The sequence below is a fragment of the Actinomadura rudentiformis genome (genome assembly GCF_008923185.1).
Lineage (GTDB): Bacteria > Actinomycetota > Actinomycetes > Streptosporangiales > Streptosporangiaceae > Spirillospora > Spirillospora rudentiformis.
In genome coordinates, this window is record NZ_WBMT01000019.1 from 200,738 (window position 1) to 220,258 (window position 19,521).

The 19,521-nt window shown below is 70.9% G+C and carries 17 protein-coding genes; 9 read left to right on the top strand and 8 right to left on the bottom strand.

Translation table 11 applies throughout. The features are described from left to right. Nucleotides 1–165 precede the first annotated feature (165 nt). A complete protein-coding gene (locus F8566_RS35320) occupies nucleotides 166–954 on the bottom strand; it encodes an enoyl-CoA hydratase/isomerase family protein (RefSeq protein ID WP_151566206.1) in 789 nt (262 codons plus the stop codon). Between the two features lie 156 nt (nucleotides 955–1,110). Here F8566_RS35320 and F8566_RS35325 point away from each other — a divergent pair, with 156 nt between their 5' ends. Next, nucleotides 1,111–2,466, top strand: a complete 1,356-nt coding sequence (locus tag F8566_RS35325; protein ID WP_225993787.1) for an ABC1 kinase family protein — start codon at nucleotides 1,111–1,113, stop codon at nucleotides 2,464–2,466. 482 nt (nucleotides 2,467–2,948) lie between these two features. Here F8566_RS35325 and F8566_RS50335 read toward each other — a convergent pair whose 3' ends face one another. The 5 genes from F8566_RS50335 to F8566_RS35345 form a co-directional block, all read right to left on the bottom strand. Beyond that, nucleotides 2,949–3,110 (bottom strand): hypothetical protein, encoded by a 162-nt coding sequence (locus F8566_RS50335; protein ID WP_192810025.1) that lies wholly within the window; start codon nucleotides 3,108–3,110, stop codon nucleotides 2,949–2,951. A gap of 97 nt (nucleotides 3,111–3,207) precedes the next feature. After that, on the bottom strand, nucleotides 3,208–3,486 hold the full coding sequence (locus tag F8566_RS35330) for a WhiB family transcriptional regulator (protein WP_151566282.1): 279 nt from the start codon (nucleotides 3,484–3,486) through the stop codon (nucleotides 3,208–3,210). Between the two features lie 121 nt (nucleotides 3,487–3,607). Continuing rightward, nucleotides 3,608–3,982 carry a hypothetical protein gene (locus F8566_RS35335; RefSeq protein WP_151566208.1) on the bottom strand — a complete coding sequence of 125 codons (375 nt, stop codon included), beginning with the start codon at nucleotides 3,980–3,982 and terminating at the stop codon, nucleotides 3,608–3,610. 391 nt (nucleotides 3,983–4,373) lie between these two features. Then, complete coding sequence (locus F8566_RS35340; protein WP_151566209.1) at nucleotides 4,374–4,994, bottom strand: FMN reductase; 621 nt, start codon at nucleotides 4,992–4,994, stop codon at nucleotides 4,374–4,376. After that, nucleotides 4,991–6,091, bottom strand: coding sequence for an LLM class flavin-dependent oxidoreductase (locus F8566_RS35345; protein ID WP_151566210.1), 1,101 nt, complete (start codon nucleotides 6,089–6,091; stop codon nucleotides 4,991–4,993). Before F8566_RS35345 ends, F8566_RS35340 begins: the two co-directional genes overlap by 4 nt. Before the next feature lie 154 nt (nucleotides 6,092–6,245). Between F8566_RS35345 and F8566_RS35350 the strand changes: the two genes are divergently transcribed. From F8566_RS35350 to F8566_RS35380, 7 genes are all read left to right on the top strand, one after another. Beyond that, nucleotides 6,246–7,178 carry an FAD-dependent oxidoreductase gene (locus tag F8566_RS35350; protein ID WP_151566211.1) on the top strand — a complete coding sequence of 311 codons (933 nt, stop codon included), beginning with the start codon at nucleotides 6,246–6,248 and terminating at the stop codon, nucleotides 7,176–7,178. Nucleotides 7,179–7,182: 4 nt separating this feature from the next. Continuing rightward, entirely contained in the window at nucleotides 7,183–7,455 is a 273-nt protein-coding gene (locus F8566_RS35355) for a hypothetical protein (protein WP_151566212.1), read from the top strand. 362 nt (nucleotides 7,456–7,817) lie between these two features. Beyond that, on the top strand, nucleotides 7,818–8,171 hold the full coding sequence (locus tag F8566_RS35360) for a YciI family protein (protein WP_151566213.1): 354 nt from the start codon (nucleotides 7,818–7,820) through the stop codon (nucleotides 8,169–8,171). Nucleotides 8,172–8,211: 40 nt separating this feature from the next. After that, nucleotides 8,212–9,438, top strand: a complete 1,227-nt coding sequence (locus F8566_RS35365; protein WP_151566214.1) for an RNA polymerase sigma factor — start codon at nucleotides 8,212–8,214, stop codon at nucleotides 9,436–9,438. 447 nt (nucleotides 9,439–9,885) lie between these two features. Beyond that, a complete protein-coding gene (locus tag F8566_RS35370) occupies nucleotides 9,886–15,798 on the top strand; it encodes a type I polyketide synthase (RefSeq protein ID WP_225993788.1) in 5,913 nt (1,970 codons plus the stop codon). Next, nucleotides 15,795–16,229 (top strand): acyl-CoA thioesterase, encoded by a 435-nt coding sequence (locus F8566_RS35375; RefSeq protein ID WP_151566216.1) that lies wholly within the window; start codon nucleotides 15,795–15,797, stop codon nucleotides 16,227–16,229. The genes F8566_RS35370 and F8566_RS35375 overlap by 4 nt, the downstream gene beginning before the upstream one ends. 42 nt (nucleotides 16,230–16,271) lie before the next feature. Further along, the gene (locus F8566_RS35380) at nucleotides 16,272–17,078 is read left to right on the top strand and encodes a class I SAM-dependent methyltransferase (RefSeq protein WP_151566217.1); all 807 of its coding nucleotides are present in this window, start codon (nucleotides 16,272–16,274) and stop codon (nucleotides 17,076–17,078) included. Nucleotides 17,079–17,203: 125 nt separating this feature from the next. On the opposite strand, the gene F8566_RS35385 is transcribed toward F8566_RS35380, so the two are convergent. Next, nucleotides 17,204–18,361, bottom strand: coding sequence for a TolB-like translocation protein (locus F8566_RS35385; protein WP_151566218.1), 1,158 nt, complete (start codon nucleotides 18,359–18,361; stop codon nucleotides 17,204–17,206). Then, complete coding sequence (locus F8566_RS35390; RefSeq protein WP_225993789.1) at nucleotides 18,358–18,894, bottom strand: RNA polymerase sigma factor; 537 nt, start codon at nucleotides 18,892–18,894, stop codon at nucleotides 18,358–18,360. The genes F8566_RS35385 and F8566_RS35390 overlap by 4 nt, the downstream gene beginning before the upstream one ends. Nucleotides 18,895–19,147: 253 nt before the next feature. Between F8566_RS35390 and F8566_RS35395 the strand changes: the two genes are divergently transcribed. Continuing rightward, nucleotides 19,148–19,510: a cupin domain-containing protein gene (locus F8566_RS35395; RefSeq protein ID WP_151566219.1), complete on the top strand. Its 363-nt coding sequence runs from the start codon at nucleotides 19,148–19,150 to the stop codon at nucleotides 19,508–19,510. Nucleotides 19,511–19,521 lie beyond the last annotated feature (11 nt).

Sequence of the window (19,521 nt, forward strand, 5' to 3'; positions counted from 1 at the left end):
CCGTGTTCTGTCAGGGTAAGTACTGCATCGGCATTCCGCCGACGGCCCGCAAGAAGGCCGAGCACCCCGCTTACTCCGGTCAAGAGCCACCCGGCGCGGTATCCCTACACCAAGACCACGCTGGGGCAATTCTCCGGGCGGTTGCTGCGCGGGCGGTGATCGACGTTATTCGCCGGTGAAGTTGGGGCGGCGCTTTCCGCGTTGGGCGTTGATGCCTTCGAGCATGTCGCGGGAGCTCATGGTGACCGGTTGGGCCAGAGACTCCCAGCGCAGGGCCGACTCCATGTCGGGATGGCCGCCGTTCGAGAGGGCGACTTTGGTCAGGCGCGTCGCGATCGGGGCTTGGGCGGCGATGCGTTCGGCGACCGAAAGGGCCTCCACGAGCACGGACTCGCGTGGGACCGCGCGGTTGACCAGGCCGTACGACTCGGCCTCGGCGCCGGTGACCGCACGGCCGGTGAAGAGGAGCTCGCGGGCGAGCGGCAGCCCCGCCACCTCGGGCAGCAGCCAGGTGGTCGCCATGCCCGGGTGGAGTCCGAGGGCGGTGAACGGGACGAGCAGCTTGGCGTCCACGGCCGCGTAGCGGAGGTCGCAGGCCAGGGCGAGGGCGAAACCGGCGCCGACGGCGTGGCCGTTGACGGCGGCGATGGTGGGCACCTCCAGCTCCCGGACGGCCAGCCACGTCCGGTAGAACTCCAGCATCCGGTCACGGAGGGGCGGGACGGCGACCGCGTTGGTGTCGGCGAGCCAGGACAGGTCGCCACCGGAGGTGAACGCGCTGCCGGCGCCGGTCAGGACCACGCAACGGAGCTGCCTGTCGGCGCGAAGGCCGGCGATCGCCTCCTTCCACGCCGCCGTCATCTCGTCGGACATCGCGTTCCGCCGGTCGGGATCGTTCAGCGTGAGAACGGCGACTCCATCGGGACGCTTTTCCACCAGCAGTACGTCAGGCATGGCCCGCACCGTATCGCGCCACCCTTCACAGGCAGGGTGAGAAAGCGCACACTTACAGTATTTATGCAGGTGGCAGTGTTGTGGCCGAGCTCACCCGGACAACTGTTCACCCCGCTTCCTAGCGAGAACGAGGGACGATCACCGACAATGAATCCCGTGAGCGATCTCCCCCGCCGCGCGGTGACGCGGTCCGCAAAGCTGGCGTCCCTCCCGCTTGGTTTCGCCGGGCGCACCGCCCTCGGTGTCGGGAAGCGCACACTGGGCAAGCCCGCCGAGGCCGTCGCCATGGAGATCCAGCAGCGCACCGCGGAGCAGCTCTTCAAGGTGCTCGGCGAGCTCAAGGGCGGGGCGATGAAGCTCGGCCAGATGCTGTCGATCTTCGAGGCCGCGCTGCCGCCGGAGATCGCCGGGCCCTACCGGGCCACCCTGACCAAGCTGCAGGAGGCCGCGCCGCCGCTGCCTGCCGCCGCCGTGCACAAGGTGCTCGCCGAGGGGCTGGGCGAGGACTGGCGGGACGAGTTCGAGTCGTTCGACGACAAGCCGGCCGCCGCCGCCTCGATCGGCCAGGTCCACAGGGCCGTCTGGAAGGACGGCCGCGCGGTCGCGGTCAAGGTCCAGTACCCGGGCGCCGGCAAGGCGCTCATCAGCGACTTCAACCAGCTGGCACGGCTCGGCAAGCTCTTCGGGGTCCTGATGCCGGGGCTCGACGTCAAGTCGATGCTCGCCGAGCTCAAGGAACGGGTCATCGAGGAGCTCGACTACACGATCGAGGCCGACTCGCAGAGCCGGATGCGCGCGGGCTTCCCGGCGGACGACCCGGACTTCTACATCCCCGAGGTCGTCGCCCAGGCGGGGAACGTCCTGGTCACGGAGTGGATCGACGGCACCCCGCTCTCGAAGATCATCTCGACCGGCTCGGCGGAGGAGCGCGATCACGCCGCGCTGCTCTACTGCCGGTTCCTGCTGTCGGGGCCCAAGCGTGCAGGGATGCTGCACGGCGACCCGCACCCGGGCAACTTCCGGATCCTGGCCGACGGGCGCCTGGGAGTGCTCGACTTCGGCGCCGTCGACCGGATCCCCGAGGACTTCCAGCACCGGATGGGCCGCCTGCTGCGCATCGGCACGCTGGATGACATCGACCAGATCGAGGCAGCCCTGCGCGACGAGGAGTTCATCCGCGAGGGCGTCGACATCGACACCGAGTCCCTCCAGATGTTCCTGGCTCCGATCACCGAGCCGTTCATCAACGAGACGTTCAAGTTCAACCGCGAGTGGCTGCGCGACATGGCCGCCAAGGTCACCGACCTGCGTCCCACGAACGTCGTCCGGCAGCTCAACCTCCCGCCGCAGTACGTGATCGTCCACCGGGTCCTCTCCGCCGGCACCGGCGTCCTGTGCCAGCTCGAATGCGAGATCCCCGCCCGCGCCGAATCCCTCAAGTGGGTCCCCGGCTTCGCCGAAGACGGCGACGACTCCCCCATCGACGCCGCCGACACCGAACTCGCAGGCTGAGCCGCACTCGCAGACTGAGCCGCACTCGCAGGCTGAACCGCCCGAGCACCAGCTCACAGCCAAGGCAGAGCTCGCAAGCTGAAGCGGGCCCGCCGCACTGATGAGGTGCGACGGGCCCGCTTTTGTGCGCGCCGAGGAGAGGTGGCGTAGAACCTCAGGCGCGCCGGCGCCGGCCGGGAGGCCCACTGCTCGCCAAACCATCCAAGAAGGGCGGGCGGTGGCCTGCCACCGGTCGGCCAGGATCTCTGCCAGTGGGGCGGCAGGATCCCTCCAACGAGGTCTATAGGGATCCCGCCCATGCGCACGGCATGTGCGGGATCCGATCCGGAACGGCTTATCGGGCGGGCCGGCCGACTGGGTCAGGCCGGGCGACCGGGCGTTCCGGCGCCCTGCCGTCGGTCAGGCCGGGCGACCGGGCGTTCCGGCGCCCTGCCGTTGGTCCGGCCGGGTCCCCGCGTCCGGCCGGGCCAACGATCAGGTGGTCAGCGGACCAGGAGGATGCGGCGTACCCGGGCCGCACGGGCCTGGGCGTCCCGGCGCGCGCGCCGGCGTGCCCGTACTCGCGCGGCCAGCTGGAGCTGCGCGACCTCCTGGTCCACGTCCCGTATTCGTTCACGGGACAGGTCCTGGCTGAGCAAGATCATTTCCTTCTCCCTGGTGACCCGGGGGCGTGGTCCTTGTACGGGAACCGCGCTCCCCGGGTTCATACGGTGGAGTATCGGCGTGGTGGGCATGAGTTCCTCACACAGCCACTTCGTCCGGGCGCGGGTGCTTGCGCGGACGGCCACGGGGCCGCTTGCGTGCGACGATCACACCGCGGACGAACAGCTCGCCACCCCAGACGCCCCAGGGCTCGGCGCGCTCGAGAGCGCCGGCGAGGCAGGCCTTGCGGAGCGGGCACTCGAGGCACATGGCCTTGGCCAGCTCAACGTCGGCGGGAGCCTCGGCGAAGAAGAGCTCAGGGTCGGTCCGGCACGGAAGGGTGAGGTCCTCCTCGCTCACGGCGAGAACCCCCTGCATCTCAGTCACCCTTGTTCCTCTCGTTGGATCTCAACGGGTCTGTCGTGGGTTGTCTGGGCAAAGAAGAAGGGCCGCGGATCCGGTATCTGGATCCGCGGCCCTGGGGGCTTGCCGTGTCTTGTTAGACCGGTCGCCTCCAGGGGAACGGACCCAGTTCGCCACCCTTGGCGGTGGCGCCCACGTGGGCCGTGGCCGGAGCGTTGGGGATGGTGTCTTCACTGAAGACAGTCGTCCCCTGCTCGTCCTGGACTCGCTGCTTGCACACGTCTCCCGTGCCAATGACGGAGTCATTGCCGGAGATCCGCTGCGCCTGCATTAGTTGCGCTTCGCGCCTCTGCGGGAGCTCCACGCCGCCGCCGGGTCGCGCCGCCGCGCCACGGAGCTTGGCGCTCAGTGGCGAGAGGCCGGACACAGCGGCATACGTCGACCAGGGGGTCGAGGAGTCCAGGCAGGCGTCAGCCCAGGACAGCTGGGATTTGATCAACGTGTTGCTCACCGGGCCACACACCACCTCTCTGGCTCCTCGGGGCCGGACGTCCGGATTCAAGATCCACCGGCGTCGGCCGTTTGATTGCTCGCGTTGAGCGTACGGGGACTGGCGCAAATCAATCAAGGTATTTTTGACCTGCGGTTTTGTGGGTGAGTTCACCCCGTTCAGAGGCAACCGATCTTGCTCCGCCGGCGTCGAAATCTCCGATGGATCTCTGCCGGCAGGACCCGACCGGACCACCCGGAACGCCCTGCACCCCCCATACTCCCTCATAAGGCCCTGTTGATCAAAGGGCGCGCAAGGGCGCTCCGGGGCCACTCCCGGCCAGAGCCCCCCGACGTCGCACGCGAACGCGCCACGGTCGCCGTGGACTCACGGTCGGCGAGTTCTCGACCGGTCAGTTACCAGCCAGCAGCTGTTCGAACGGGATCACGTTGTCGTACCGGTCGGCCCCGGCATCGGACACCGCATCGGACGCCCCGCCGCGTCCGTCGATCAGTCCGGCGAGTTCGGCGCCGGCGCGTTCCACGCGTTCGACCAGGCCCCCGGCGGCCTCACCGGCCGCGCCCCAGTCCTCGGTGGCCGCGAAGACCGCGGTGGGCGCCATGAGCGAGCGCAGGTAGGCGAACATCGGACGCACGGCGAACTCCAGCGCGAGCGAGTGCCGCGCCGTTCCGCCCGTCGCGCCGATCAGCACCGGCTTGCCTTCCAGCGAACCGGGCTCCAGAACGTCGAAGAACGTCTTGAAGAGCCCGCTGTACGAGGCGTTGAACACCGGCGTCACCGCGATCAGCCCGTCGGCGCCCACGACGCGCTCGACCGCGCCGCGCAGCTCACCCGCCGGGAATCCGGTGAGCAGGTTGTTGGTGAGGTCGTGCGCGTGATCGCGCAGCGCCACGTGCACGACCTCGGTCTCCTCGCCCAGGGACCGTACGGTCGCCGCCGCCAGCCGGTCGGCGAGCAGGCGCGTGGACGACGGTTCCCGCAGGCCCGCGGAGACGACGGCCAGCGTGCTCATCGGTTCGCCTCCGTCTTCTTCGCGTCGTTCGCCGCCACCAGCTCCAGATGGCTGGGGGCGCTGGCCGGTACGTGGCTGGGCCGCAGGGCCTCGAACTCCTTGCGCAGCACCGGCACGACCTCCTCGCCGAGCAGGTCGAGCTGCTCCAGCACGGTCTTGAGCGGCAGCCCGGCGTGGTCGACAAGGAACAGCTGCCGCTGGTAGTCGCCGAAGTAGTCCCGGAACTGCAGGGTCCGCTCGATGACCTCCTGGGGGCTCCCCACGGTCAGCGGCGTCTCCCGCGTGAACTCCTCCAGCGACGGCCCCTGCCCGTACACCGGGGCGTTGTCGAAGTACGGACGGAACTCCTTGACCGCGTCCTGGGAGTTCTTGCGCATGAAGACCTGGCCGCCGAGCCCGACGATCGCCTGGTCGGCCGAGCCGTGCCCGTAGTGCTCGTACCGCCGCCGGTAGAGCTGGATCAGCCGCTGGAAGTGCTCCTTCGGCCAGAAGATGTTGTTGGCGAAGAACCCGTCGCCGTAGTAGGCGGCCTGCTCGGCGATCTCCGGGCTCCGGATCGAGCCGTGCCAGACGAACGGCGGCGCGCCGTCCAGCGGCCGCGGCGTGGAGGTGAAGCCCTGCAGCGGCGTGCGGAACTTGCCCTCCCAGTCGACGACGTCCTCACGCCACAGCCGGTGCAGAAGGTGGTAGTTCTCGATCGCCAGCGGAATGCCTTGCCGGATGTCCTGCCCGAACCACGGATAGACGGGGCCGGTGTTGCCACGGCCCATCATCAGGTCCACGCGGCCGTCCGCGAGGTGCTGCAACATGGCGAAGTCCTCGGCGATCTTCACCGGGTCGTTCGTCGTGATCAGCGTGGTCGACGTCGACAGGATCAGGCGTTCGGTCTGCGCCGCGATGTAGCCCAGCATCGTGGTCGGCGACGACGGCACGAACGGCGGATTGTGGTGCTCGCCGGTCGCGAACACGTCCAGGCCGACCTCCTCGGCCTTCGTGGCGATCGTCACCATCGCCTTGATCCGCTCGGCCTCCGTCGGCGTCCGCCCCGTCGTCGGGTCGGTCGTCACGTCCCCCACGGAGAAGATCCCGAACTGCATGGCGGCCCTCCAGTTAGTAGAACTTTCAACTAACCCGTCGAACCCCAGCCTACACCGCCCTATTCCCCGGCACTGCGTACGACCTGCCCCGTTCACTGCTCGATGACGCCCGTGCACCTTTTCAACGGCGACCCCGGCAAGCGATGATCACTTCATGACCAAGGTGCTCGTCGTCGGTGCCGGAGTGATCGGGCTCAGCTGCGCCGTGCGGCTGGCGGAGGCCGGCCACGAGGTCCAGGTGGTGGCGCGCGACCTCCCCACCGAAACGACATCCGCCGTGGCGGCCGCGCTCTGGTATCCCTACCTCGCCTACCCCAAGGAACGGGTCACGGCGTGGTCGGCCGCCTCGTACAAGGAGTTCCTCGAGCTCGCTGGGATCCCCGAGACCGGCATCCAGATCCGGCGAGGCAGCGAACTCCTCATGGAACCTCAGCCAGACCCATGGTGGAGCTCGGCCGTCCCGGGCTTCGAGCGCCTTCCGGCCCCTCCGCCTCCCTACGCCGACGGCTGGAGCTTCGAGTCACCGGCCATCGACATGTCCGTCTACCTGCCCTGGCTGCACGCGCGCCTGGAGTCGCTCGGCGGCGAGGTGACCCGCCGTTCCCTGACCACCCTCCCGCAGGACGCGCCGCTCGTCGTCAACTGCTCAGGCCTCGGCGCCCGCGACCTCGCCGCCGACCCCTCGCTCACGCCCGTACGCGGCCAGGTCGTCGTCCTGGAACAGCTCGGCCTGAACGAGTGGTGGATCGACGACAACGACACCGAACTCCCCTGCTACGTCATCCCCCGCATCCACGACATCGTCGTCGGCGGCACCGCCCACCGCGGCGACTGGAACCCCGACCCCCACGCCGAGACCGCCAAGACGATCTTGGCCCGGGCCGAACGCATGGTCCCCGCCCTGGCAGGCGCCCGCGTCCTCCGCCACAAGGTCGGCCTCCGTCCCGCCCGACCGACCGTCCGCCTGGACATGGAACGATCCGAGGCAGGCCGCATCGTGCACTGCTATGGCCACGGCGGTGCCGGAGTGACCCTCTCCTGGGGCTGCGCCGCCGAAGTGGCCGACCTGATCGCCACCACGGAATGACGCGATGAACGCGCAGGACGACATCTCGCGACTCCTCTGCCCAGACCCCGACCACGCGCCCCCGTGCCCGATCCCGTGGTCCACCGCCCGCCTGTCCGAGAACGAGATCACCGTCGCCGTCTACACCACCGACGCGCAAGCCCAAGAGCGCCTCCAGCGCATCGAGCCCCTCCCGGACGTCCGATCGACAACCCTCCTCCGCGACGTCGACCCCGCAGGCAACCCGCTGGACCACCCCGACCTCATCCAGCAATACACGACTGAGCACCGCACCTAGCGGATCACCAGGCAGCAGCGGTGACCCTTCCTCCGTTGCTCCGTAGCGCGTCAGCGTTGAGCTTCGTAGCGCTGCACGAGCGCCTCGACATTGCCCGCGTACAAGGGGAATGCCCGTCGCCGCTCCTCGATGTGAGGCAGGGCCAACCCGCCATCGAACTGATCGCGCTCACGGCGTCCCATGCGCTCATCGACCACTCCCCGGGGCTCGTACCGGTTAGAAGTGGGCGAGAGCGGCGAGGTTCCGTCGACTGGCCAAAGTCCGAACTGAAGATTCTTCGGGGAGGGTGTCGATCGGGGCATCCCTCGTTCGACGCAAGGATGAGAGGCGGGGACAGGCCCCGTCCGAACGAAGGAGTCAGCATGCCGCGATTCATGACGCTGATCCGTCTCGACGAGAACGCCGAGTACGAGGCGCCGGGACCGGAGTTCGACCAGCGCATGGCCGCGCTGTTCGAGGAGATCACGAAGGCCGGGGTCATGCTCGACACGGCGGGGCTCTCCAAGACCGAGGAAGGGACTCGGGTCACCTGGAACGACGGCAAGGTGGGGTACACCGACGGGCCCTTCACCGAGAGCAAGGAGGTCATCGGCGGGTACTCGATCATCCAGGCCAAGGACAAGGCCGAGGCCCTGGAGTGGACCAAGCGGTTCCTGGAGATCCACCCGGCGCACTGGCGCGTCAGCGCCGAGGTGCGGGAGATCACCGAAGGCTGATCCTTGCCCGGCCTGCGCGTGGCTGCTCTGATGGGTGGTCGTGACGGCGAGCGAAACGATTGAGGCGGTCTTCCGGATCGAGTCCGCGCGGATCATCGCCGGTGTCACCCGCATCGTGCGGGACGTGGGCATCGCCGAGGAACTCGCGCAGGACGCGCTGGTCGCCGCGCTGGAGCAGTGGCCGGAGTCGGGCGTTCCAGACAAGCCGGGCGCCTGGCTCATGGCCACGGCCAAGCACCGCGCGATCGACCTCGTGCGGCGCAAGGAGACGTACGCGCGCAAGCTGGCGGAGGTCGGCCGGACGCTGGAGGACGTGCCGCCGCCGGAGCCGGCGGAGGCCGACGACATCGACGATGACCTACTGCGGTTGATCTTCACCGCGTGCCATCCGGTGTTGTCCACGGAGGGGCGGATCGCGCTGACGCTGCGGTTGCTGGGCGGGCTGACCACCGAGGAGATCGCGCGGGCCTTCCTGACCTCGGAGCCCACGGTGGCGCAGCGCATCGTCCGCGCCAAGCGCGCCCTCGCCAAAGCCGGCGTCCCGTTCGAGGTCCCGTACGGCGAAGACCGGGCGACCCGCCTCTCCTCCGTTCTCGAGGTCATCTACCTCGTCTTCAACGAGGGCTACTCCGCGACGGCCGGCGATGATCTCGTCCGGCCGGCGCTGTGCGAGGACGCGCTCCGGCTGGCCCGCGTGCTGGCGGGACTGATGCCCGAGGAGCCCGAGGTCCACGGGCTGGCAGCCCTGCTGGAGATCCAGGCGTCCCGCATCGCCGCCCGGACGGGACCGGACGGCGAGCCGGTGCTCCTCGCCGACCAGAACCGCGCCAAGTGGAACCGCCTCCTCATCCGCCGCGGCATCGAGGCACTGCGGCACGCGGGCACGGGCCCGTACTCGGTCCAGGCCGCGATCGCCGCGTGCCATGCGCAGGCCGTCCGGTACGAGGACACCGACTGGACGACGATCGCCGCGCTGTACGGCCGCCTCGTCACCCTGACCCCATCGCCGGTGGTCGAACTCAACCGCGCGGTGGCCGTCTCCATGGCGGAGGGCCCCGCCGCCGCCCTGGCGATCGTGGACACCCTCTCGGACGCCCCGGCCATGAAGAACTACCACCTGCTGCCGAGCGTGCGCGGAGACCTCCTCGAACGCCTGGGCCGCCTGGACGAGGCCCGCGCGGAGTACGAGAGGGCCGCCGCCCTCACCCGGAATGAACGCGAGAAGCAGCTACTCCTCGCCCGTGCCGCCCGCTCGAACTCGGGATAAAGACGGGCCCACTCCCGCCGACGCCGTTGCAGTACCGAGTTTATGGACTGCGGGCGCATCCCCCGCTCCGGTGGCATTGCCGAATCCGTTCCGTTCACGGTGCGTTCAAAGCCGGTCACATAATCGAGATGGAGCGCAATTCCTTCACAGCCCCCGCTGGCGAGACTCGTCAGCGTCAAATGACGCTCAGCTGCGCGTCTGTGGCGGTCCGTGAATCTGTGATCGAACGCTTGACGACGGCCGAAGGCGCTCCCTACAGTCGAGTAACTTAGAACGATCTTGACCTGGAAGAGGCGGCGACAGCAGTGTCGGCCGCCTCTTCCAGAATGGCCAATCGGCCGCTTTGCGCATTTCCTCACCCGAATGGGCCCGCCGTTCATTTTGGCATGCCCGCATTTCGGTGCGGATGGGCCCGCGAAGTGCCGCTGCCGTTTCCTGGGGGTTCATGTGGCTTCTCGTATCGCGATCATCGGTATGGCGTGCCGGTTCCCGGACGCCGCGACGCCCGACGAGCTGTGGGACAACGTGCTGGCGGGGCGCCGCTCGTTCCGGCGGATCCCGTCCCAGCGCATCCGGCTGGAGGACTACTACAACGCCGACCGCGGTTCGGCCGACCACATCTACATCACCGAGGCCGCGCTGCTGCGCGACTGGGAGTTCGACCGGGTGCGCTTCAAGGTCGCCGGGTCCACCTTCCGCAACGCGGATCTGACCCACTGGCTCGCGCTGGAGACCGCCGCCGAGGCACTGGCCGACGCGGGCCTGCCCGAGGGACGTGGCACGCCCGGCGAGTCCACCGGCGTGGTCGTCGGGAACTCGCTGACCGGCGAGGGGATCCGCGCGGCGCAGATGCGGCTGCGCTGGCCGTACGTGCGCCGCGTCGTCGCCGACGCGATGAAGGACGACGTCGCCGCCGACCGGCTCGCGGCTCTGCTGGCCGAGCTGGAGCACTCCTACAAGGCGCCGTTCCCGGTGCCGGACGGCGACTCTCTGGCAGGCGGGCTGTCCAACACGATCGCGGGCCGCATCTGCAACCACTTCGACTTCAACGGCGGCGGGTACGTCGTCGACGGTGCGTGCGCCTCGTCCCTGCTGTCGGTGATCACGGCCTGCAACGCGCTGCTGTCCGGCGACATGGACCTCGCGGTGGCGGGCGGCGTGGACATCAGCGTGGACGCCACCGAGCTGATCGGCTTCTCCCGCGCGGGCGCGCTCGCGATCGAGGAGATGCGGGTGTACGACCAGCGCTCTGCCGGGTTCTGGCCCGGCGAGGGCTGCGGCATGGTGGTCCTGATGCGCGAGGAGGACGCGGTGGCCCGGGGGCACCGCGTCCACGGTCTCATCGACGGCTGGGGCGTCTCGTCGGACGGCGCGGGCGGCATCACCCGCCCGGAGACCGACGGGCAGCGGCTCGCGCTGGACCGCGCGTACCGCCGCGCCGGTTTCGGTCCGGGCGACGTCGCCTACTTCGAGGGGCACGGCACGGGCACCGCCGTCGGCGACGCCGCGGAGCTGGAGACGCTGATCGAGGCGCGCCGCGCCGCTGGCTCGGACACCCCGCCCGCGGTCGTCGGCTCGATCAAGGCGAACATCGGGCACACCAAGGCCGCGGCGGGCGTCGCGGGCCTGATCAAGGCGGTGAAGGCGGTCGGCGCGGGCGTACTGCCGCCCACCACCGGCTGCGAACGCCCGCATCCGCTGCTGGACGAGGGCGCGGACGCGCTGCGCGTGCTGCGCAAGGGCGAGCCCTGGCCGGACGGGGCGCCGCTGCGCGCGGGCGTCAGCGCGATGGGCTTCGGCGGCATCAACACGCACATGGTCGTGGAGGCGCCGAGGGCGAGCCGCCGGACACGCCTCGACAACCGCACCCGGTCGGTGCTGAACTCCCCGCAGGACGCGGAGCTGTTCGTCCTGGACGCCGACTCGCCCGCCGCGCTCGCCGAGCGTGCCACCGCGCTCGTACCCGTCGCGGAGGCCGCGGCGCGATCCGAACTGCCCGACCTCGCCGCGCACCTGGCCGGACGGCTCGCGCGCCGCCCCTGGCGCGCGGCCGTCGTGGTGGACACCCCGGCGAAGCTCGCCGCGTCGCTGCGCCGCGTCGCCGAGCTGGCAACCGGAGAGCTCGCCGAGGACGCAAAGCTACTCGCGAAGGACACGGGGCTCTCGAAAGACAGGGCCGTGCCACGACGGCACATCGATCCGGCGTCCGGCGTGTTCGTCGGCGGGCCGGGTGAGCTGCCGCGGATCGTCTACCTGTTCCCGGGCCAGGGCTCGGGCACCCGTTCGGACGGCGGGGCGCTGCGCCGCCGCTTCGAGGCCGTGGACGAGCTGTACGAGACGGCCGCGCTGCCGACCGGCGGCGACCAGATGGAGACGGCGGTGGCGCAGCCGCGCATCGCGACCGCCTCCGTCGCCGGGCTGCGGATGCTCACCGGGCTGGGCGTGGAGGCGCAGGCCGCCGTCGGCCACAGCCTCGGCGAGATCACCGCGCTGCACTGGGCGGACGCCTTCGACGAGGCCGCGCTGCTGCGGATCACCGCGGCGCGCGGCGCGACGATGAGCAAGCTGGCGGAGGACGACGGCGCGATGGCGGGGATCTCCACCGACGCCGCGACGGTCGCGGATCTGCTCGCCGAGCAGGACGACGGCGTCGTCATCGCCGGCCACAACGGGCCGAGGCAGACCGTCGTGTCCGGTCCGTCCGCCGGGCTTCTGCGGGTCATCAGCCGCGCCACCCGGGCGGGTCTCCAGGCCGTGCGGCTGCCGGTGTCGCACGCGTTCCATTCGCCGCTGGTCGCCCCGGCCGCCGAGGCGTTCGCCGGGCACCTGAAGGACGAGGCGCTGGCGCCGGTCCGGCGCCGGGTGGTCTCCACGGTGACGGGCGAGCCGGTCGCGACCGGCACCGCGGAAGGCCTGCGGGAACTGCTGCGCGCGCAGATCACCGCGCCGGTCCTTTTCACCGAGGCGCTGACCGCGGCGGCGCGGGACGCGGACCTGCTGATCGAGGTCGGTCCGGGCCAGGTCCTCACCCATCTCGCCCGCGAGATCACCGACGTGCCGGCCGTCGCCACCCGTACCGACGAGGACACCCTCACCGGCCTGCTGGGCGCGCTCGGCGCCGCGTTCGCCGTGGGTGCGGGCGTCGAGGTCGCCGGGCTGTTCACCGAACGGCTGATCCGGCCGTTCGACCCGGACGCCGAGCCGGGCTTCATCGCCAACTTCTGCGAGATCGTCCCGGAGGTGGACGCGGCGTTGCTGGCCGACGCGTCCGCGCGGGCCGCCGTCACCTCGGACGGCGCGCCCGCCGGCGAGGCGGTGGACGTCGCGGACATCGACGACCCGCTGTTGCTCCTGCGCACGCTGGTCGCCCGCCGCGCCGAGTTCCCGCTGGAGACCGTCCAGGCCGACAGCAAGTTCCTCGACGACCTGCACCTCAGCTCCATCGTCGTGTCGGAGCTGGTCGGCGAGGCGATGCGCACGCTCGACCTGAACGAGCCCGCCGCGCCGACGGGGTACGCGACCGCAACGCTCGGCCAGGTCGCCGAGACCCTGCAGGAGCTGGTCGAGACGGGCTCCACGGGGATGGAGGACGCCGAGACGGCCGCCGCACGCATCGTCCCCCCGGGCGTGGGGCCATGGGTCCGCGCGTTCGCGCTCGACCGCCGCGTGACGCCCGCGCCCGCCCGGATCGCGCAGCGCGCCGAGGGCGCCTGGCAGGTCGTCGGCGACCACCCCGCCGCGGGGGCGCTGCGCGAGGCGCTGGAGTCGGCGCAGCTCGGCGACGGCGTGCTGGTGATCGTCCCGTCCGGGCGGGACGAGCGGCTCGCGACGCTGCGGTCCGGCGCCGAGGCGGTCCTCACCGCCAGGCTCGTGTCAGGAAGGGACGTGCAGCGCTGCGTCCTCGTCCAGGAGGAGCCGGGCGCCGCCGGGTTCGCCAAGACGCTGCACCTTGAGGCGCCCTGGGTGGCCACGACCGTGGTCACCGCCGCCCTGGACGACCCGGCGACACCGGAGGTGCTCGCCGCCGAGGCCGCCGCGACCGACCGGTTCCGCGAGGTGGAGCACGACGGCGGCGTCCGCCGCGAGCCCGTTCTGGCGCCCGTCGAGCCGGACGGCACCGATCTGCCCCTTGGCCCCGGCGACGTGCTGCTCGTCACCGGAGGCGGCAAGGGCATCTCCGCCGAGTGCGCGCTGGCACTGGCCAAGGAGAGCGGTGCCCGGCTCGTCCTGCTGGGCCGGTCGGCACCGGACGGGGACGCCGAGCTGGCCGCCAACCTCGAACGCATGGAAGCCGCCGGGGTCACCGCCCGCTACCTGCGCGCCGACGTCACCGACGCGGCCCGCGTGGCCGCGGCCGTCACCGCAGCGGAGGCGGAATTTGGGCCGGTCACCGCCGTCCTGCACGGCGCGGGCGGCAACGTACCCAAGCTGCTGGAGGAGCTGACCGACGAGGACTACGCCCGCACGATCGACCCGAAGGTCGCCGGCCTGGAGGCGGTGCTCGCCGCCGTCGACACCGCGCGGCTGCGGCTCGTCGTCACGTTCGGCAGCATGACCGGGCGCGCCGGGCTGCGCGGCGAGGCCCACTACGCGGTCGCGAACGAATGGCAGAGCGACCTCGTCGAACGGCTCGCCGCCGAGCTGCCGCACTGCCGCTTCCGCGCGGTCGAGTGGTCGCTGTGGTCCGGCATCGGCATGGGCGAGCGGCTCGGCTCGGTCGAGAACCTGGCCCGCGCGGGCGTCACCACGATCACCCCTGACCAGGGCGTGAAGATCCTGCGCGATCTGGTCGCCGATCCCACCGCGCCGGTCGTCGCCGTCGTCACCGGGCGGTTCGGCGAGATGCCCACCGTGTCGTTCGGCGCGGGCGAGCTGCCGCTGCTGCGGTTCCTCGAACGGCCCCGCGTCAGCTACCCCGGCATCGAACTGGTCGCCGACGCCGAGGTCGGCTGGGACAGCGACCCCTATCTCGCCGAGCACGTCTTCGGCGGCGGGACCGAGGCCGTCCTGCCCGGAACCGTCGGCATGGAGATCATGGCGCAGGCCGCGGCGGTGCTGCTCGACCTCGACACCGAGGCGGACGCGGCGCCCGTGCTGACCGGCGTGGAGTTCCTGCGGGCGATCGCCGTCCCCGCGGACGCCACGGTCACCGTGCGGGTCGCCGCCCTGCGCACCGCCCCGGACCGCGTCACCACCGTCGTCCGGTGCAGCACGACCAACTTTCAGGTGGAGCACTTCCGGGCCGTCTGCGAGCCGCCCGCCGCCAAGCCCAAGGGCGCCGGGCTCGTCCGGCAGGAGAACGCGGCGCTGCCGCCCATGGCGATCGACCCGCAGACCGAGCTGTACGGGCCGATGTTGTTCCACGGCCCGCGGTTCCGGCTGATGGGCGACATCCGCCGCGCGGACGCCATGCACGTCACGGCGCGGCTGCTGCCCGACACCCGGGTGGCCTGGTTCGGCCGCTACCTTCCAGACCGCCTGCTGCTCGGCGACCCGGCGGCCCGCGACTCCTACATGCAGCCGCTCGCGCTGTGCGCCCCGACCGTCCTCGCGATCCCGGCGGGCGTCGACCGGCTCGTCCCGGGCCCGCAGGCCGGAGCGACCCCCGCGTTCGTCCACGCCCGCTACCGGCGCGACGACACCTGCTGGGACATGGAGATCACCGACGAGGACGGGCAGCTGATCGAGACCTGGGAGGGGTTCCGGACCCGGATCGTCGAGAAGTTCCCGCTGCCCGGCGGCTGGGTGCCCGCCCTGCTCGGCCCGTACGTCGAGCACGCGCTCGTCGAGTTCGGCCTGGCCGGGCGGGCGACGCTGGACACCGACGCCGGCGGCGCGCCCCGCCGCGAGGCCGCCGAACTCGCCGTCCGGCGCCTGCTCGGCGGCGACGTCACGCTGCGCCACCGCCCGGACGGCAAGCCCGAGCCGAGCACCGGCGGCACCGTGTCGATCGCCCACAGCGCCGGGATCACCCTCGCGACCACCACGCCCGGCTGCGACCTGGAGATCGTCGCCAACCGGGACGGCGACACCTGGGCCGGGCTCCTCGGCACTGACGGGTTCGCCCTCGCCGGGGCCCTCGTCGAGGCCATGGAGGAGGACTTCGACACGGCCGCGACCCGCGTCTGGGCCGCCGCCGAGTCCGCGGTCAAGGCCGGGCTGCCCGCCGGCACCCCGTTCACGCTCGACTCCGTCCACGAGGACGGCTGGGCCGTGCTCGCCGCCGGCGACGCGCGCGTGGCCACGCTCGCGGCCGGGATGCGGGGCGTCGCCGAGCCGGTCGTGCTGGGCGTCCTCACGGAGGCGGCCGGTGAAGGGGCCACGGCGCGGGGGGCCACGGCGCGGGGGGCCTCGGCGTGAGGGGCTACGAGTACCGGCACATCGTCACGATCGAGGACACCGACCTGCTCGGCAACGTCAACTACGTCAACTACGTCCGGTGGCAGGGCCGTGCCCGCGAGCTGTGCATGCGGGAGTTCTCGCCGGACGTGGTGGCGGGGTTCGGCGACGGCGTCCGCCTGCTGACCGTCAGCTGCCAGTGCGAGTACCTGCGGGAGCTGACCGTCTTCGACGAGGTCATCGTACGGATGTTCCTCGGCGAGCTCGGCCAGACGCAGATGACCATGACGTTCGAGTACTGGCGGCAGCTGCCCGAGGGCGAGGAACTGGTCGCGACCGGCGAGCAGCGCGTCGCCTGCGTCCAGCCCGACGAGCGCGGCCACATGAAGCCCGCCCGGATCCCCGAGTCGATGCGGCGTCTCATGGACGCCGTGTCGGCCGGCCGCCGCTGATCTCCAGTGAAGCCGCTGAGCCCCAGTGAAGGAGAGGACCGAATGAACGGTGTTTCCGCCACGGCCCGCTGGACGGCCGCCGCACGTGCCGACGAGACCCGCCGCGACGACGCCCTGTTCACCGACGAGCTGGCCGGGGAGCTCGCCGGGCCGGAGGGCTTCGCGCGGTACGAGCGCTACGCCAACCCCGGAACGACTGAGTTCCTCGCCATCCGCACCCGCTACCTGGACGAGGTCATAGGCCGATCCGCAGCCCTCACGCAGGTCGTCCTGGTCGCGGCGGGCCTGGACACCCGGTCGGTCCGGCTGGGCTGGCCTTCCGGGACCGTCCTGTACGAGCTGGACCACGCCGACCTCGTCGATGAGAAGGAGAAGCGGCTCGCGGAGCTGGGCGCCCGGCACGCCTGCGAGCGGCACGCCATCGGCACGGATCTGACCGGCCCGTGGGACGGGCCGCTCCGCGCCGCGGGCTGGGACCCGTCCGTCCCCACCCTGTGGATCGTCGAGGGCCTGCTGTTCTACCTGCCCGAGGACGACGCCCGGACGCTCCTCGCGCGCCTCGCCTCCCTCTCCGCGCCGGGCAGCGTCCTGGCCGGCGACCTGCTGAGCCACCAGTCCATGGTCAGCGAGTTCACCCAGGAGGGCCTGCGCCGGCTCCGCGAGGACGGCTGCCCGTGGCTGTGGGGCACCGACCGTCCCGAAGACGTCCTGGCCGAGTCCGGCTGGACGGTGCGGGAGGTCAAGGTTCCCGGCGAGGACGGCGCCTCCTTCGGCCGCTGGCCTTGGCCGCCGCTGCCCCGCGGCACCGAGGGCTTTCCGATGAACTTCCTGTTCACAGCGTCAGCCTGAGGGACCGGCGGGCTCGGTGGCCGCCGAGCCCGCAGCAGTGATCAATCTTGCGGTCGAGGAAGAACGAACGCGGCCCCAAGGAGAAACCCTTGGGGCCGCAGCTTCGCTGGGCAGGCCGTTCTCCTTCAGCAGCCGACGATGTCGGCGTCGAGGTCGTTCAAGTGGTCCATCGTCTTGATCTGCCTGGTCTGCAGGTCGAGCCACTCGGTTTTGTCGCCGGTGCCGAGGAGGACGTGCCGGGTGTCAGCGGACCGGCAGTACACGGAGATCGCGGGCCGCTGGTCCGCCACGGCGGGCGGGCCATCGCCCGGCGTCGCCGTCTCAGGCCGTGGGGTGCGCCGCAGCAGTGTGGCGCTGACCTTGCCGGTGTTGGCGATGGCGAGGAGCCTGGTTTCGGCCCCTGCGGACACCAGGTAGAGGCCGTCTCGGCCCAGCCATGGCTGGTGCACCTCGTCCAGCGGCCCGGGCACGGGAACGAGCTGGCGGCTGCGGCTGAGGAGGTCGCCGGCCGGGCCGCCGGTGTCCAATGTCCGGACGCCGTCAGGGCTCTTGCCGAAGCCCACCCATTGGAACGCCAGCCTGCGGCCGTCTGGGCTCAGGGACAGAGACTCGGCCATGCCGTTCCCGCTCCAGACCGTCCACCGTCCCGTGGACACGGTCAGGAGGCGGACCTGGCTGGCGGGAGGGGCAGGGTGATCTTGAGCGCTGACCGTCACCGCGAGCTTGGCGCCGTCCGCGGAGGCCGCCAACGGTCCGTTGGAATTCCCGGGCACGTCGCCGCCGGGCAGTCGCGCAAGCTCAACCAGGCGGCCCCTGGGGTCGATGCGCAGCCGGTAGATGTGAGACTCGCCCCGTTCAGCCTCCACGAGTCTGGCGAGAAGGAAGAACGTGCGGTTGTCGGCGGTGCCGACCCCGTCTATCCAACGGTCTACCTCGCTAGGAGTGGGCAACCGCTGGATCACCTGACCGGAGGGCAGGTCGCGTATCGCGGGAGGCTCATCTGCACCGGGAGCCCCTCCCTGCAAGGGTGGCAGTGTGAGGAAGTAGTGGCCGCTGCCCGCCAGTGGGCCGGAGTCACCTTCCCCACTGCGTAGGACGTTCACCAGGACGGCGCCGGCCACGATCATGGCGACCGCGAAGGCCGCGATGGCGGGGGTCCACCGGCGTGCACGGCGCCGGACAGGCTTGCCGGCGGGCACGGTGAGCGGCTTCAGGTCCTCGGGCCGTACCGTCGCGGTCGCGGTGTCGAACGCGTTGGCAAGCCGTTCCTCGATCTCGGTCATGAGTCCTCCAGCTTCTTGGCCAGCGCGGTGAGCGCTCGGGACATGGTCGACTTGACGGTGCCGCCGGACACCCCCATGACCTCGGCGATCTCGGCATCGCTCAGGTTGAGGTAGTAGCGCAGCACCAGGACCTCCCGGCGGCGGCGCGGCAGGCTTCTGAGCGCTTCGAACACCTCGCGGCAGTCCTCGCCGAGCATGGCCGCCGATTCGGCCGACCAGACCGGCGGCTCATGGTGCTGGTGCAGACGACTGGCCAGCTTGCGACGCCGTAACACTGTCCGGCACCTGTTGATGACGGCCGTGCGGGCGTACGGCAGCATCGCGTGATGCTCATGCAGCCGGTCCAGCCTGTCGTGCATGGCGGTGAACACGTCCTGGACGACGTCCTCGGCCGTCGGCTTGTCGCCGACGATGAGCAACGCCATGCGAACGAGCTCGAGATGGTGTTCGCGGAACAACCTGGTGAGCATGGCCACCGGGTCTGGGGCGGCCTCAGGTTCGCCCGCGCTGTTGAGGACCTCTTCAGTTCTCACACCTATGTCACAACCGAAACAGGGCCGTGGTTGCTCGCCTCCACACAGAAATGCGACGGAGCCGGTTCAGCGCATGATCGCCACAACGACGATATTTCATGATCGCAGCTGTCCGGCCGTGCTGCGGCACGTGTGCCGTCCAGGCGTTGAGAGCGTCCAAGTCCTGGCATAAGCCCAGGTCAGTCCGATTATGCGCCTCAGCCGCCGGGTAGGGCCGGGAAGGAGTCACTCTACGTACATCGGGGGAACGAGCATGGCTCAGATCGAGGTCAAGAATTTCCAGCAACCCGACGAAACGCGCGAGTTCGAAGGCAAGGGCAAGGCCGACATGGTGACGCTGGCCGGCAAGACGGTGGGCCGCGGGACCTTCGAGCCCGGATGGCGCTGGTCGAAGAACGTGAAGCCGATCGCCGGCACCGAACAGTGCGAGGTGTCGCATCTGGGTTACTGCGTCTCAGGGCGCATGCGGATCTTCATGTCCGACGGCACGCAGAAGGAGGTCGCAGCCGGCGACGCCGTCGCCATCCCGCCCGGCCACGACGCCGAGGTGCTGGGTGACGAAGCGTGCGTCGTGGTCGACTTCGGGGAGATCTCCGAATACGCCAAGCGCACCTGACCAGCCGGTTT